14 protein-coding genes are annotated in these 14,933 nt (G+C 71.6%); 6 read left to right on the top strand and 8 right to left on the bottom strand.

Annotation, left to right across the window (positions count from 1 at the left end; genetic code table 11):
• Positions 1-85 precede the first annotated feature (85 nt).
• From EIW28_RS12375 to EIW28_RS12365, 3 genes are read left to right on the top strand one after another with little or no spacing between them, the layout of a single operon-like run.
• Positions 86-445 carry a hypothetical protein gene (locus EIW28_RS12375; protein ID WP_125248005.1) on the top strand — a complete coding sequence of 120 codons (360 nt, stop codon included), beginning with the start codon at positions 86-88 and terminating at the stop codon, positions 443-445.
• 21 nt (positions 446-466) lie between these two features.
• Complete coding sequence (sigJ, locus tag EIW28_RS12370) at positions 467-1,378, top strand: RNA polymerase sigma factor SigJ (RefSeq protein WP_125248004.1); 912 nt, start codon at positions 467-469, stop codon at positions 1,376-1,378.
• A 12-nt stretch (positions 1,379-1,390) separates the two neighbouring features.
• On the top strand, positions 1,391-1,891 hold the full coding sequence (locus EIW28_RS12365) for a carboxymuconolactone decarboxylase family protein (protein ID WP_197717224.1): 501 nt from the start codon (positions 1,391-1,393) through the stop codon (positions 1,889-1,891).
• 261 nt (positions 1,892-2,152) lie between these two features.
• On the opposite strand, the gene EIW28_RS12360 is transcribed toward EIW28_RS12365, so the two are convergent.
• The 4 genes from EIW28_RS12360 to EIW28_RS12345 all read right to left on the bottom strand — a co-directional run bounded on the left by EIW28_RS12360 (position 2,153) and on the right by EIW28_RS12345 (position 5,595).
• The gene (locus EIW28_RS12360; RefSeq protein ID WP_106362999.1) at positions 2,153-2,464 is read right to left on the bottom strand and encodes a DUF1416 domain-containing protein; all 312 of its coding nucleotides are present in this window, start codon (positions 2,462-2,464) and stop codon (positions 2,153-2,155) included.
• Positions 2,465-2,491: 27 nt separating this feature from the next.
• A complete protein-coding gene (locus EIW28_RS12355; RefSeq protein ID WP_125248003.1) occupies positions 2,492-3,343 on the bottom strand; it encodes a sulfurtransferase in 852 nt (283 codons plus the stop codon).
• A 458-nt stretch (positions 3,344-3,801) separates the two neighbouring features.
• Complete coding sequence (locus tag EIW28_RS12350; protein ID WP_158630384.1) at positions 3,802-4,524, bottom strand: LmeA family phospholipid-binding protein; 723 nt, start codon at positions 4,522-4,524, stop codon at positions 3,802-3,804.
• A 45-nt stretch (positions 4,525-4,569) separates the two neighbouring features.
• The gene (locus EIW28_RS12345) at positions 4,570-5,595 is read right to left on the bottom strand and encodes a hypothetical protein (RefSeq protein WP_125248001.1); all 1,026 of its coding nucleotides are present in this window, start codon (positions 5,593-5,595) and stop codon (positions 4,570-4,572) included.
• Positions 5,596-5,912: 317 nt separating this feature from the next.
• Between EIW28_RS12345 and EIW28_RS12340 the strand changes: the two genes are divergently transcribed.
• The 3 genes from EIW28_RS12340 to EIW28_RS12330 all read left to right on the top strand — a co-directional run bounded on the left by EIW28_RS12340 (position 5,913) and on the right by EIW28_RS12330 (position 8,971).
• Entirely contained in the window at positions 5,913-6,635 is a 723-nt protein-coding gene (locus EIW28_RS12340) for a winged helix-turn-helix transcriptional regulator (protein WP_112137400.1), read from the top strand.
• Between the two features lie 345 nt (positions 6,636-6,980).
• The gene (locus tag EIW28_RS12335; protein ID WP_125248000.1) at positions 6,981-7,298 is read left to right on the top strand and encodes a hypothetical protein; all 318 of its coding nucleotides are present in this window, start codon (positions 6,981-6,983) and stop codon (positions 7,296-7,298) included.
• Complete coding sequence (locus EIW28_RS12330; RefSeq protein WP_125247999.1) at positions 7,295-8,971, top strand: hypothetical protein; 1,677 nt, start codon at positions 7,295-7,297, stop codon at positions 8,969-8,971. Before EIW28_RS12335 ends, EIW28_RS12330 begins: the two co-directional genes overlap by 4 nt.
• 314 nt (positions 8,972-9,285) lie before the next feature.
• Here the strand turns inward: EIW28_RS12330 and EIW28_RS12325 are convergent, their stop codons facing one another.
• From EIW28_RS12325 to EIW28_RS12310, 4 genes are all read right to left on the bottom strand, one after another.
• On the bottom strand, positions 9,286-10,329 hold the full coding sequence (locus EIW28_RS12325; protein WP_125247998.1) for an arabinan endo-1,5-alpha-L-arabinosidase: 1,044 nt from the start codon (positions 10,327-10,329) through the stop codon (positions 9,286-9,288).
• A gap of 155 nt (positions 10,330-10,484) precedes the next feature.
• Positions 10,485-13,556 carry a S8 family serine peptidase gene (locus EIW28_RS12320; RefSeq protein WP_125247997.1) on the bottom strand — a complete coding sequence of 1,024 codons (3,072 nt, stop codon included), beginning with the start codon at positions 13,554-13,556 and terminating at the stop codon, positions 10,485-10,487.
• Between the two features lie 231 nt (positions 13,557-13,787).
• Complete coding sequence (locus tag EIW28_RS12315; protein WP_125247996.1) at positions 13,788-14,384, bottom strand: DUF1707 SHOCT-like domain-containing protein; 597 nt, start codon at positions 14,382-14,384, stop codon at positions 13,788-13,790.
• 35 nt (positions 14,385-14,419) lie between these two features.
• Positions 14,420-14,857 carry a hypothetical protein gene (locus tag EIW28_RS12310; RefSeq protein ID WP_125247995.1) on the bottom strand — a complete coding sequence of 146 codons (438 nt, stop codon included), beginning with the start codon at positions 14,855-14,857 and terminating at the stop codon, positions 14,420-14,422.
• Positions 14,858-14,933 lie beyond the last annotated feature (76 nt).

Below are 14,933 nucleotides of genomic sequence, written 5' to 3'. Positions count from 1 at the left end.
GGCGTCGCCCGACCAGACCGCCGCGGACGCGTCAGGGGACGCCTCGAGCCCGAACCGCGCCGCGAGCGCCTCGACCTGCTCCACTGTGGCGCCCGAGACCTGGAGGTCGCGCGAGAGCGACGCGCCCGCCCGCACCGGGGTCACCTCGCACGGCTCGGACTCCAGCGGCCCGGCCGCGAGCACCGCCGCGCCCGTCACCGCCGCCGCGGCCTCGCCGAGCAGCGCGTCCATCACCGCCCGCGCCTCGGGCGCGGCGACCTGCTCCCGCACCGTCGCGCGCGAACCCGCGAACGCGGCCGCCAGCAGCAGGACCGCCCACACCGCGACCGCGACGCGCAGGCGCCGGCGCCACCGCGCCGAGACGTTCGAGAACACGAGCCCAAGTCTGCCCTACCCGATCCGCGAGACACCCGTCACAATCAGCGATCGGCTGTCACACTCTTGAACCATGCCCCGTCCTCCCGACATGAACGAACCCGATGCGACCGCCGGCCGCCACCCGGCGACCGGCCGCGCGCTGGCCCGCTTCGAGGAGCTGCGCCCGCGCCTCGTCGGTGTCGCGTACGGCCTCCTCGGGTCCGTCGCCGAAGCCGAGGACGTCGTCCAGGACGCCTGGCTCCGGTTGCAGCGCAGCGACATCGACGCGATCGAGGACCTCACCGGCTGGCTCGTGACCACCACGTCCCGGCTCGCCCTCGACGTGCTCAGGTCCGCCCGGGTCCGCCGCGAGGCGTACGTCGGGCCGTGGCTGCCCGAACCGGTCGAGACCGCCCCCGACCCGGCCGACTCCGTGAGCCTCGCCGACTCCCTGTCCTGGGCGATGCTCGTCGTCCTCGAGACCCTCACCCCCGCCGAGCGGGCCGCGTTCGTCCTCCACGACGTCTTCGGCCTCACCTTCGAGGAGGTCGGCGCCGCGCTCGGGCGCAGTCCCGCCGCCTGCCGCAAGCTCGCCAGCCGCGCCCGCGAGCACGTCGAGCGCCGCCAGCCCCGTTTCGACGTCGACCCCGCCGAGCACCGCCACGTCGTCGAGGCGTTCTCCCGCGCGGTCGTCTCCGGCGACATCGACGGGCTCACCGCGCTCCTCGACCCCGAGGCCGTCCTCACCTCCGACGGCGGCGGCGTCGTCCGCGCCGCCCGCAACCCCATCCGCGGCGCCGACAGGGTCGCCCGGTTCCTCGCCGGCGTCACCGCCAGGTACGAGCAGTTCGAGCACCGCCTCACCTCCGTCAACGGCGGCCCCGCCCTCCTCACCGTCATCGGCGGCGAAGTCGGCGGCATCACCCTCCTCGGCATCGCCGACGGCCGCATCGTCGCCGTCGACATGGTCCGCAACCCCGACAAGCTCACCGGAATCCACGAAGTCCACCGGCCCCGATAGAAGGGAACACCCATGGAAGCCCGACTCGCCTTCACCGACACCGAGTTCGCCAAGGCGTACTACAAGAACATGCTCGCCAACGAGAAGCTCTTCCACACCGCGAGCACCGTCCCCCACGCGACGATGGAGCTCGTGAAGCTCCGCGCCAGCCAGATCAACGGCTGCGGGTTCTGCACCGACATGCACTACAAGGACGCCGTGCACGCCGGCGAGGACCCCGAGCGGCTCAACCTCGTCACCGTCTGGCGCGAGGCGCCCGCCTTCGACGACGCCGAGCGGGCCGCGCTCGCGCTCGCCGAGGAGTCGGCGCGCCTGGCCGACAACCCGCACGGCGTCAGCGACGAGACCTGGGAGGCCGTGCGCAAGCACTACGACGACGAGCAGATCGCGGCCCTGGTCGCCATGTGCGCCCAGATCAACGCCTGGAACCGCGTCAACGTCATCCTGCGCACCCCGGCCGGGTTCTACGACCCGGAGACCAAGGCCGTCCGCTACCGCGAACTCGCCAAGTAGCGGCGGGCCGCTCGGCCCGCGAAGCAAGGACCGCGGGCCGAGCGACCCGAGGAGACCGGGACGGGAAGGGCCCCGCGCGAGCGGTGGGCCCCTCGGTGTCGTCATGAGAAGGTGGCCCGGCGGGAGACCCCCGCGCGAGCGGCGACCCCACTCGTGCCGAGACCGGCCGGGCGCCGCGCCCGGCAATGAAAAAGGGCCCGCACACGCGAACGTGTTCGGGCCCTTCCGGACTGGGTTACGAGCTGAATCGCCCCGGTCGGTCTAGCGGCTCACGGCGAGCTTGGTCTCGTTGACGCCGCGGGCGGCCTCGATCTCGCCGGTGGCGTCGCCGTAGCGCGAGAGCGCCCGGAGCGTCCACTTGCCGGGGGCGGCGAAGAAGCGGAACTGGCCGCCCTCGCCGGTGACGACCTCGGCGGTGAACTCGCCGGTGCCGTCGAGGAGGCGCACGTACGCGCCCTGGACGAGTTCACCCTCGTCGTTGACGACGGTGCCGCTGAGGACCGTCTCCTTCTCGAGGTCGACCGACGCCGGCAGGGCCAGGTCCTGGTCGGGTGCAGCGCAGCTGTCAGACATGGTGCTTCCTTTCCGTTCCGTCGCCGGTCACTTGGTGCCGGGCTCGTCGCCGAGCGCGATCGGGACGCCCACGAGCGACCCGTACTCGGTCCAGGAGCCGTCGTAGTTCTTGACGTCCTCGTAGCCGAGGAGCTCGCGGAGCGCGAACCAGGTGTGGCTGGAGCGCTCGCCGATGCGGCAGTACGCGATCGTCGACTTGGTCTCGTCGAGGCCGGCCTCGCCGACGTAGAGCTCGCGGAGCTCCTCCTCGGACTTGAAGGTGCCGTCCTCGTTCGCGGCCTTCGACCACGGGACGCTCAGCGCGGTCGGGATGTGGCCGGCGCGCTGCGACTGCTCCTGCGGGAGGTGGGCCGGGGCCAGGAGGCGGCCGGCGTACTCGTCGGGGGAGCGCACGTCGATGAGGTTCTTGACGCCGATGGCCGCCTCGACCTCGTCGCGCTTGGCGCGCAGGTCCCAGTTGAGCGGCTTGGCGACGTAGTTCGTCGGCTCGCGCTTGACGACCTCGGTGGTGACGTCGCGGGCGTCGAGCTCCCACTTCTTGCGGCCGCCGTCGAGGAGCTTCACGCTCTCGTGGCCGTACAGCTTGAAGTACCAGTACGCGTAGGCCGCGAACCAGTTGTTGTTGCCGCCGTAGAGGACGACGGTGTCGTCGTTGGCGATCCCGCGCTCCGAGAGCAGCTGCGAGAACTGCTCCTGGTTGACGAAGTCGCGGCGGACCGGGTCCTGGAGGTCGTCCTTCCAGTCGATCTTGACGGCGCCCTTGATGTGGCCGCTGTCGTAGGCCGAGGTGTCCTCGTCGACTTCGACGAACACGACTCCGGGGGTGTCGAGGTTCTCTTCCGCCCAGTCGGCGGTGACCAGCACGTCTTCACGGGCCATGGGTGTTCTCTCCTGAACGCTGAATTGGAATGGCTTGGTATCGACTGTTCCGAGTTCGAGAGGGCCCGGCGGTGCGGAGGCGCCGTGTTCCCACGGCTGGGCGAGCAGGGAGATCCAGGGGATCGTCGGTCCTGGAATCGAGACCGGTTCCGGTCGCGCCGGCGGACGGCACGGGGGAGTGGAACCTGTGGAAGCAAGCCTTGCTCTGATCTGCACTTGGTCGTGCTGCGCACGCTGGGCCGCAATGCGGCGACTGCCGTTCGGCCTCCGGGGCCGGGCGAGTCGCCTAAGGCATTCGACAGAGCGTGGCCGCGATCATGCAGTAGTCGATCGCGCGCCGCTTGGTGAGCATCGGCTTGCGCATGGCCAGAACGCTAGCAGACTTCCCGGGCCGAATCCACACCCGTTCTCGCGATCTGGACTGCGGACCCCACCGAACGCGATCGGGCGGTGACCGCTCAGGTGAGGACGACGTCCTCGGCGGTGCCCGAGATCGCGACCACGTCCCCCTCGAACGCGATCTCCGCGAGCGTGATCCCGTACGGCAGTTCGGGGATCTCGACCGACGAGGTCAACTGGGACGCGAACTCGTCGACGAGCGGCTGGATCGACGCGGGCAGGCCCTGCGTGACCGACTCCACCGCGTCGGGCGTGAAGCTGATCGCGCCCTCGCCGACGGCGATCTGCCCGCTGGCCTCCAGGTCCACCGAGATCCCGCCGATCTCCTCGGTCGCCGAGAGCGTGGCGGTGCCGTCCTCGTCGATCTGGAGGTCCCAGCCGGTCTGCTCGGCCAGGAGCGCCTCGACCGAGTCGATCGCGATCTCGCCGGAGACGTCGAGGGTGCGCGCGACCGCGTCGCCCCCGTCGCTGAGCTCGCGCCAGTCGGCGTCCACGTCGTGCGCGGTCATGGCGAGCTCGGGGAACACCAGGCCGTTCGCGCCCACGTCCCGGAGGGTGATGTCGATCTGCTCGAAGTCGCCGGTCCACGCCTGCGTCGCGAACGGCCAGCCGTGGATCGTCACGTCGGGGCGCTGGTCGGAGTAGGCGCCGTGGTCGGCGGCGGTGGCCGCGACCTCGGTCGCGATGCGCCGCTCGGCGACCGCGTTCGCGACCCGGTCCCCGAGGGCGAGGAGGGCGGCGGCGACGACGAGGGTGATCAGGATGCGGCGGAGGATCTTCACCAGGGGGCTCCAGGGAGTCTCGGGGTGTGCGGCGCGAGGGGTGCGTCAGTCGATCATGTAGTAGGCGCTCAAGAGGTACACGACGGGGCCCGTGACCGCGAACGCCAGGAGCGGCCCGGCGGCGCTGACCACCGGGTTCGGGGCGGCGCCGGCGCCGTCGATCCGCCGCGACGCCGACATGTACCCGCACGCGAGGTCCGACAGGACCGCGATGAGCGCGATGAGGAGGCCGCCGATCGCGGCGTGCCGCGGGTCGGGGCCCTCGATGACGAGCCCGGCGTACGCGGCCGACGCGGTGCCGCACATGGTGCCGATGACGATCCCGAACGCACCGCGGGTGACCTGCCGGTTGATGCGCGGGTCGGGCATGACGAGGTCCACGGCGCGGGCGGCGAGGACCGCGGTCCCGGCCGCGACGACCGCCGAGTACATCGCGGGCGGCGCCGACCCCAGGCGCGACAGGGCGATGTAGCACGCGTACCCGCACACGGCGAGGCACAGCACCATCGTGAACCCGAGGCTCTCGGTGACCCCGTCGTGGGTGCGGCGCGCCAGCTGCCCGGCGACCGCGGCCGCGAACGCGAGCGCGAGGAGGACGGTGACCGGCAGGAGCGACACCGGCTGCCAGGTGACGGCGACCCAGTCGGCGGCGATCGCGAGCCCGGACGCGACCGCGACGGTCAGCCACGCGCCCTCGATGCGGCGCACCCACGTCACGAGCACGACCGCGGCGATCTGGAGGACGGCGATCCCGGCGGCGTAGACGGGCCGCTCCATCTGGGCGCCGAGCACGAGCCCGGCGCTGACGACGATGACGACGGCGAGCGCGGGCAGGCGGTGGAGGAGGTGCGGGGCGGGGGGCGGGAGCGTGTGGTCCTCGCGGCCGTCGGGGCCGACGGCCCGGTACGCGCCGGTGTCCGCGCGGCGGCGCGGGGCGGCGGCCTCGGCGGCGGCGCGGCGCACCTCGGCGCGGCTCGGCTCCTCGGGGCGGTCCGGGCCCAGGGCCTCGGCGGGAGGGGCCGCCTCCGGCGGCTCGTAGCCCCAGGTCTCGTTGGGTCGGCTGTACGACACGGTCCCAGCCTACGGCAAGGCCCTTGTGCACCGTTCACCTTCGAAGGGCCGCAAAGCGGGTGTCGGCGCGACCACCCGCGGGGGTGACGGACCGGGGCGGCCTGTGAGCGGCGCGTGTCGCCGGAGTGAACGGCGGTTTGCGGCGGCCTTGCGGCGCGCCGTCCCGCATCGTGAGGTTGCACCGTCGTGACGCTGGTCATTTGCCAGGTGACCGTTTACACTTTGACAGGACTCCACCTACCGCATGTAAGCCCGCCCGTCGCCGAAGCCGGGAAGAGCGATAGTCGCGTGTGCTCACCTACCAGCGGAGGACTGCCTTGGAAATCCTGATCCTCACATCCAACCCCGTGCCGGAGTCCCCCGAGTCGATCCTGCCGTCCCTGGAGCTGCTGCCGCATCGCGCGCGGTACGCCGGCCGGGACGTGCGGGCGCTGCTGAGCGGGCCGAGCCCCGACGCGGTGATGGTCGACGCCCGGTCCGACCTCGCCGACGCCCGCGCCACGTGCCGCGTCCTCCAGGCCACCGGCCTGACCGTCCCGCTCCTCGCGATCGTCACCGAGGCCGGCCTGGCCGCGCTCCAGGCGGACTGGGGCGTCGACGACTTCCTGCTCGCCTCGTCCGGCCCGGCGGAGGTCGAGGCGCGCCTGCGGCTGACCACCGGGAAGCCGAACGCGGCCACGGCCGCCGGGCCCGCGGTGATCCGCGCCGGCGACCTCACCGTCGACCCCGACACGTACGCCGCGAAGCTCAAGGGCGCCCCGCTCGACCTGACCTACAAGGAGTTCGAGCTGCTGCGGTTCCTCGCCCAGCACCCCGGGCGCGTGTTCACCCGCGAGCAGCTGCTGCGGGAGGTGTGGGGCTACGACTACTTCGGCGGCACCCGCACCGTCGACGTCCACGTGCGGCGCCTGCGCGCCAAGCTCGGCTCGGAGTACGAGTCGATGATCGGCACCGTGCGGCAGGTCGGCTACAAGTTCGTGGCGCCCCCGCCGGAGAACCTTCGCGAGTCCGAGCCGGCCCCCGAGCGGGTCGACGCGTAACGGACCGGGCGCATTCACGGCCCGTTCACGACAGCGACGGGAGAGGCGGTTCCGCACAGCGGGGCCGCCTTTTCCGTCTGTGTCCGAAGTTGACACTGGGACGAGAGTTTCCCCTGGTCTTGGATTCGCTTCCTGATCCCTTGCGGCCGTGCGCAATTCCGTCCATTCGGAGGAGTGGTCTCCCGGAGTCGTGCCAAACAGGGGGAATATCGATTGTACCGACCTCGCGAGAATGGTCCTAACCGGACAAATGCCGCAACTCTGAGTACCCATGTTGTGGCGCAGGGTGGATAGAATTGAGACCGCTTTGGACTCAAACCCTCGTCCCCCTTGGAGTGTGACCCCGTGTCCGATCGCTCCGTCGACCCCGATGCCCTCGCCGAGTTCCGCGAGGTCGCCCAGGGCCGCTTGGACTACCTCGAAACGCTGATCGAACGGCTGCGGCACGGCAACGAACTCGGCGTGGAGCCCGGTTTCGGCCTCCTCGACTCGGGCCAGACCGCCCGCGAGATGTACCGCGAATTCCACCGCCAGACCTGGTCCAACCTCCAGGACCTCCGAGCCGACCTGGCCGGCATCATCGCCACCGTCGACGGCGTCGCGCAGCGCGCCGTCGAGACCGATGACGCCTCGGCCACCGACCTGTCGCGAACGGAGGCGTGAACGACATGCCCGACACCCAGACCAGCGGCGACACCGGCCGCGACGACGACGAGCGCGACGACGAGCGCGACGAAGACGACGACCAGCGCGACGACGACGACCGCGAGGACGGCGACGACCGCGACGAGGACGACCGCGACGACGACGAAGAAGAAGAGGACGACGAGGACGGCGACGACGAAGACGAGGAGGAGGACGACGACGAGGACGGGCGCCACGGCAGCCGCGGTCCCCGCGAGGACTACGAGAGCGCCCGCCCCGACGACTCCACCGTCGTCGAGTACCAGCGCCGCGACGCCGACGCCCTCTTCCTCTCCGGCCAGCCCTGCACCCGGGCCGACTGCCAGAACGTCTACAACGAGGCCGAGGCGGCCTGGATCAAGCTCGTCTCGGCCATCCCCATCGCCGGCCAGGTCCAGATGCTGACGGTCGAGACCAAGGGCACGCCGGCGCCGAGCCAGCAGGCGATCCGCAACCTCGTGGCCGAGGTCCGCCCCGACGACCCGGACAAGTACGCGCTGCGGATGGTCTCGGAGCACTGGCAGACGTTCAAGAACGACTTCGACACCGACCCCGCCAACGGGATCGCGCCGATGCTCAAGTCCGCGCTCCGCACCCTCTCGGAGACCTGGAAGGGCGCCGACTTCGACGCCTTCGCCGAGCAGGTCGAGATCGTGCTCACCAACTGCGCCTCGGTGTGCGACGACATCGGCGACGCCACCACCGGCGCCGTCGGGCTGCTGGAGCAGAAGGCCGACGAGTTCTACGGCCTCCAGGGCGGCGACTCCGGCGAGCTGCCGTACCCCGCGCCGCAGTACTGGATCCCGGACCCGTCCACGATGTACACCGAACCGTACATCCACGTGCGGCCCCCGTTCCGCTCCGGCGAGTGCGACGTCTCGGCCGGCTGCGACCACGACGGCGGCATCATCGGGGCGCTGCTCGAACTCGGCGGCTTCGACAAGGAGTACGTGCACGAGGTCAACGACTACGTCGAGAACCAGACCGAGTACTACATGCGCAAGCACAAGAACGACGAGCCGCCGATCACACAGGAGCAGGCCGCGGCGTGGGCGCGGGCCGACGCCAACGAGAACATGAGCTCCGACGTGAACGTGGGCGTCGAGGACTACGAAGGGCGCTCCCGGGTCGCGAACGAGGACGTCGTGAACCGCTGGGAGAACGCGGAGGAGTCCGCCTCCACGTTCCAGCCCGAGGCGTACCCGTCGAGTCCGTCGACGTTCCGCGACTCCTCGGACATGCTCGCCGACTCCTACGGCGGCCTCGACGCCGGCTCCGGCGGCCTCGACGCGGGCGGCTCGTCGCTCGACGGGGCCGGCGGTGGCGGCGGCGCGGGCGGCCTGGAGCCGCCCGGCGGGGTCTCCGGCGGTCTGGCCTCCGGCGGGGCCGGTTCCGCGACGCTCGGCTCCGGCGGGTCCTTCCCGGTCGGCTCGGCCTCCGCGACCGGCCTCGGCGCGGCCGGCAACACGGCCGCCGGCATGGGCGGCTCCGGCGGCGGCATGGGCATGGGCGGCATGATGGGCGGCGGCATGGGCGGCGCCCGCGGCATGGGCGGCGAGGACGGTCCCGAAGGCGAGCACAAGGACTGGCTCGAAGAGGACGAGGAGATCTGGGGCATCATCCGCAACGCGGAGGACGACCCGTACGCCTAGCGCCTCCACCGCGCCACAGCGCGAAGCGGCGCCCCGGGGCTTCCGGCCCTGGGGCGCCGTTCACTCGTTCGGGGGAGATCCGGGCCCGCGCCCGCCCGCGGGGCGCCGAAGCGTCGGACCCGGGCGGGAGGATGGCCGCAGGCTCCCCAGGGCGGGTGGGGTGGGTGGATCTCGGCGGTGTCAGCGACCTGGGCGGCCGCCGTCCGGCCGATGTGCTTGGCGGCCTCCCCGATCCGGCGCCGGGATCTGGGGCCCCTCCACCGTGCGAGCGGCGCATCGACCCGGACATCGACCCGCCGGGGGCGCTGGGTCCGCTAGGCGCCGTCGAGGACGGGCCAGCCGCGGCTCCACTCGATCGCCTCGATGCCGAGGTCGAAGTGCCCGTCTTCGTGGTAGGAGTGGTACGCCATGAGCCCGTTGTGGATCGACTGGCCGCCGGTCGCGACGTAGTCGCCGTGCGCGCCCAGGACGAGCGTGCCGCCGCCCTCGGTGAGCGCCACGCCGTCCCGGTCGGTGAACGGCCCGGTCGGCGACGTCGAGCGGCCGACCCGGATGCTGTACGTCGAGTCGGCGCCCGCGCAGCAGCGGTCCCACGAGGTGAAGAGGTAGTAGTAGCGGCCGTGCTTGACGAGCGCGGGCGCCTCGACGCCGGCGCCGCCGCGCCCCGCGACGTGGACCGGGACCGCGCCCTCCGCCACCGTCCCCGCGGGCCAGTCGAGTTCGAGCATGTAGATGCCGCTCCACCAGGACCCGTACGCGAGGTAGTGCCGGCCGCCGGCCTGGAGGACCGTCGGGTCGATCGCGTTGTACGGGTCGCCCTGCTCCGACTCCCAGACCGGGCCGCGGTCGACCCACCCGTAGTCGGGGTCGGTCGGGTCGAGCGTCGTGTTGGTCGCCAGGCCGATGACCGAGCGCTGGCTCCCGAACGTGGAGGCCGAGTAGTAGAGCAGGAAGCGGCCGTCGTCCTCGACGATCTCCGGCGCCCACAGGTTGTCGACGCCGGGCACGGCCTCCGTCAGCCACGCGGGCTTGACGTCCCACACGGTGTCCACATAGGTCCAGGTGGCGCCGCCGTCGAGCGAGGTGCGGATCGTGATGTTGCCGTCGCCGAGCGGGCCCCACCCGGTCGCGAAGACGTACCAGGGCTCGCCCTCCTCGCAGGGGGCGTACAGGCCCGGGTCGTGCGCGCCGAGGTCGCCGCCGAGCGCGCCGGGGGCCGCGGCGTCGCACGCCCGGTCCCCGCGCCCCGGGCCGTCCCCGCCGCGTCCCGGCTCGGCGAGCGCCGGCGACCCGGCCGCGATCAGCGCGGCGACGGTCAGCACCGTCGCCGCGAGGGGAGGTATGCGCTTTCTTCTCATTGCGGACCACCTGAAATCGAGGAATTGAGGAGATTCGATGTTAACGTGCGCACCCGCTCGGGTCAATCGCCCGCCCCCGGGCACGCGACAGGGCGCCCGCCGCGAACCGCGGCGGACGCCCCTACTCGTTCATACCCTCAAGCGCGCAAGCGCACTCAGGCCGCGATGCTCACCACCGTCGAGGCGATCGCCTCGCCGTCGGCCGCGTACTCCAGGCTCCCGAGGTAGCGCGAGCCCGCCGCGAGGTCCGCCCACGACAGCGTCAGCGAGTACGGCCCCGCGGTCGCCACATCCTGCTCGGCCGGGGACACCGCGAGGTTCCCCTCGTCCGAGCCCGGCACGACCCAGGTGTGCAGCTTGACGTCGACCGAGGACGTCGAGCCCGCGTAGAAGTCCACGAAGACCACATACGTCTCACCGCCCTCCAGCGTCACCGTCTCGTTCGAGCTGCCCGTCGCCGAGTCGGCCACGTGCGTGAGCGTCTCACCCTCCTTGACGTACACGAACACGTCCAGGTCGGTGCTCGGCGGCAGGTCGCCGTCGAACGTCGCGAACCGCACGAACTCGGCGTCCGCCGGCGTCGTCACCTCGAAGGAGGCCACGTGCTCGTTCTCCGCCGGAGCGCCCACCGGGAACGACGAGCCGTCCGCGCCCGACAGCGTCGCGGTCGAGACCTCCGACGCCACCAGGCCCGACACGGTCACGCCCAGCGTCCCGTCGAAGCCCGACACACCCGACAGCTCCTCCGAACCGGAAGCGCCCGTGAAGACCACCTCGTCCGCGGCGGACAGCTGCGACGGCTTCACCACGATCGGCGAGCGCACCTCGTGCACCGTGCGGTGGCCCTTCTTCTCCACCCAGGTGATGTCGCCGAACGCCCACGTGCCGAACGCCGCGTCGGTGCGGGTGATCGTCAGCGTGTACGACGCCGACGCGCCCGGCTCGAGCGTCAGCCGCGACTGGTCGACCTCGACCTCGAAGCCCGCGGGGGCGGTGATCTCCGCCTTGTACGTCGACTTCTTGTCCGAGACGTTCGTGACCGTGCGGGTCACCTCGTACACGCCGGTCAGGTCCGCGACCGTGACCGACGGGTAGTTCAGCTGCGACGGCTCGATCGACCCGGCCTCGTCGCACAGCGACTGGATCTTGTACGCCTCGGGCGTGCCGCACGCGTACTGGATCCAGTCGAGGTTGTCCGACTCGTACACCAGGCCCGGATCGAACATCTCCGGCGCGTCGACGTGCCCCGCGCCGTAGTCGAACGGCGTCGCGTCCTCGGCCCCCCGCTGGATCGGGTCGCCCTCCAGGTCCGTCTGGTACGAGGTCGTCATGATCGCCGACTTGATCGCCATCGGCGACCAGTCCGGGTGCGCCGCGGCCATCAGCGCCGCCAGGCCCGCGATGTGCGGGCTCGACATCGAGGTACCCGAGATGGCGCCGAAGTCGTTGCCGTTGTGGTTCTCCGGCGTCATGCCCGCCAGCACGTCGACGCCCGGCGCCGTGATGTCCGGCTTCAGCAGGTTCTGCTCCGCCGACAGCGCCGGACCGTTCGAGGAGAACGACGCCATCGTCGGCGCGTTCTGCTCGAAGTACTCCGACGTCTCGACCTCGACCCGCGGCCGGCTCTTCGAGTCGACCCACTCCTCGAGCGCCAGGCCGTCCTCGTAGTTCACGTGCACCACGGGGATCTTCTGCGCCGAGACCGAGTTGGCCACGCCGCGCTCCGACGCGTCGCGCACGATCAGCGCCACACCGCCCGCGGCCGCCACCGTGTTGGCGTTGGCCGTGAACGTGTTCGCGCGGACGCAGAGGATCGCGAACCCGGCGGTCTTCGCCGGGTCGAGCGTCCCCGCGTCGCATTCCGCGGCCGAGGCCGGGTCGGCGTCGGCGAACGCGGCGTCCACCGCCAGCTTCACCTTCCACTCGGCCTCGCCCACGAGCCCGGACGCGGCGATCTCCTGCCGGCCGTACTCGAGCTCGGTGCGGTACGTGTGGTCGTGCGACGACGCCGCGACCGTGGTCACCCACGGCTCCTGGTGGTCGACCGTCGAGGTCGGGCCGTTGTTGCCGGCGCTGGCCGCGACGAACACGCCCGCGGCGGCGGCGTTGCGGAACGCCCACGACGTCGAGTTCAGGAACTCCGCGGTGCCGATCGAGCCGATCGAGAAGTTGATGACGTCGACACCGTCCTCGACCGCGTCGTTGATGGCGGCGAGGATGTCGGCGCCGGAGCAGCCGGCCCCGGGCCAGCAGACCTTGTAGGCGGCGACGCGCGCGGCGGGGGCCAGACCGGAGATCGTCCCGATCCGCTCGCCGTCGATCTCCACCCGGGTCTTGTAGTTGCCCGCGGCGGTCGTGGCCGTGTGCGTGCCGTGGCCGTCAGCGTCGCGCGGGGAGGCGTAGCTGTCCCCGGCGATGCCGCGCGAGTCGTACCAGCGCGCGCCGATGAGCTTGTTGTTGCACTCGATGTTCGCGGCCGGGTCGGGGTCGGAGCCGGTGACGCACTCGCCCTTCCACTTCTCGTCGATCACGTCCTGGTCCGGGCGCGGCTCCGACAGCGGGGCCAGGGCCGGGTTCTCCGGCCAGACGCCGGAGTCGATGACGCCGACGATCACGCCTTCGCCCGCGTCCCTGGGCGAGCCGAACTCCTCCTCCCAGACGCCGTCGTGCCCGGCGAGGCCCATGAAGTCGGTGGTGTCGACCGCCGAGCCCGTGGGCTCGTAGATCACGTCGGGGACCACCGAGAGGACGTCGCCGCTCTGGGCGAGCGCCTCGGCCTCGGCCGCGGTGAGGTGCGCGGAGAAGCCGCTGAAGACCGTGTCGTACTCGTTGACCGCGGCGATGTCGTGCTCGGCGAGGACCTCGGCGCGCTCGTCGGCGAGGAACGCGGTGTACTCCTCGACCTCGGCGGCCTCGAAGTCGATCGTGTCGCCGGCGGCGGGCGCCGTCGCCTCGAGGCCGGAGACGCCGCCGTCATAGGTCGCGACGGGATCGGCCGCGAGCTGGACGACGTAGTAGCCGTCCTCGTACTCGATGGGAGCGGCGATCCCCTTGTCGTACAGCGGAACGGTGTCGAGCAGCGGCGGCTCGGCCGCGGCCGGGGCCGCCGCGGCAGTGGTGAGCGCGGCGACCACGACGGGGACGGCGGCGGCCGCCGCGGCGGCCCTGGTCCTCGCTCTGATGCGCCTCGACGCGCGTGGTGATGGGTGCGGGTACGGAGTTCCCATGCGATGAGCTCCTTCTCAAGGGGGTGCGCACCGCGGAGGGTGACTGATCCTCCACTGCAAGGTCACTTGCCGTGGCCGCGGCGCACGGAAAAGAGCCTATTGCGAGGAAGGTTCGGTGTAAACCCTCGTATGAGGAGAATGCCGGTATCCGGCATGACTGTTATGAGGCCGTTACATCGAAGGTTTCCACCGCTGGTCATTCAGTGAATTCCGCGTTTCGGCGGGAGCGGTCTACCAGCGCCACCACAGGAATCGGCGCTCGTGGCGGAACGTCACGGAACTCGCCTTCGCCTTTCCGGAGAAGGTGAAGCGAATGCCCGAATGTCCCTTGTAGGGGGCGTGATTCGATAGCGAACTCGCCATGACGTCCGTATTGTCGTCGGTCGCGTAGGCGTCCTTGGGGAGGACGACCTCGAGGGAGGAGGCGACGAGGTTGAGCTCGATGTCGACGGTGCCGGAGCGGATGACGGCGTGGCGGCAGTCGAGCTTCACGGAGCTGGCCTTGGCGTCGACGACGAGCTTCGGCGGGACGACCCAGTCGCCCTTGCGTTCCAGGGCGGAGGCCTTCGGGGCGAGGCGCATCTCGGTGGGCGCGCCGGCGGGCGCGGGGGCCGCGGCGGGCGGGACGGCGAGGGCGCCGGTGGGCTCGGGCAGGTCGGCGAGGAGGCGCTCGACCTCGGCGTAGGTGCGGGCCTCGTACGCCTTCCCGGAGCGCTCGGCGAACTCGTCGAGGTCGAGGCGGCCCTCTTCGGTGGCGGCGTGGAGGCGGGCGATGACGGCCTCGCGCTCGGCGTTCGAGATGCGCAGGTTCGGGTCGGAGGGGTTCATGCGCGCGGGGCCTGTTCAAGCGGTGCCATGGCTTCTCATCTTCTCGTCGGGCCGGGGTTGAGCCGCCGCGGCCGGCGCACCAGGCCGCCGTTGCACCATTCGTGGTAGTCGAACAGGTCGGGTTGGCGGATCAGCGCTTTGGTGTTGGCTGCCCACAGTCCAACATACTGGTCCCTTGACTCGGACGCGGCCTCCAGCAGGCGGTCGACGTGCTTGCGCGGGTGGACGCGGAACTTGGTGCGGACCGCGTCGCCGGCGTAGATGTAGAGGACGTGCAGCGCGAAGGACCGCTTCGGGCAGGTCGGGTCCCCGGCGAGCTCCAGCCAGGTGTCGGCGAGCTCGTCGGTGGCGAGGGTGAGGTCCCACTGGCGCCCTTCGGGAGCGGTCGAGTACGGGTCGAGCGCCCACGCCTTGATCTCCTGCGGCGTGGGTTCCGCCGGGCGCGCGAACCCGCTGAAGGTCCCCTCGGCCACGTGCGCTCCCCGTCGTACTCGAACATCGCTCGCAACGATCCTAGCCCGCCCGCGCCCGAACGCAGGTCCGCGATTT

The sequence above is a fragment of the Glycomyces terrestris genome (genome assembly GCF_003933745.1).
GTDB classification, from domain to species: domain Bacteria; phylum Actinomycetota; class Actinomycetes; order Mycobacteriales; family Micromonosporaceae; genus Glycomyces; species Glycomyces terrestris.
The sequence above is the reverse complement of the archived record's forward strand: the minus strand, read 5'-3'. Positions and strand labels throughout refer to the sequence as shown.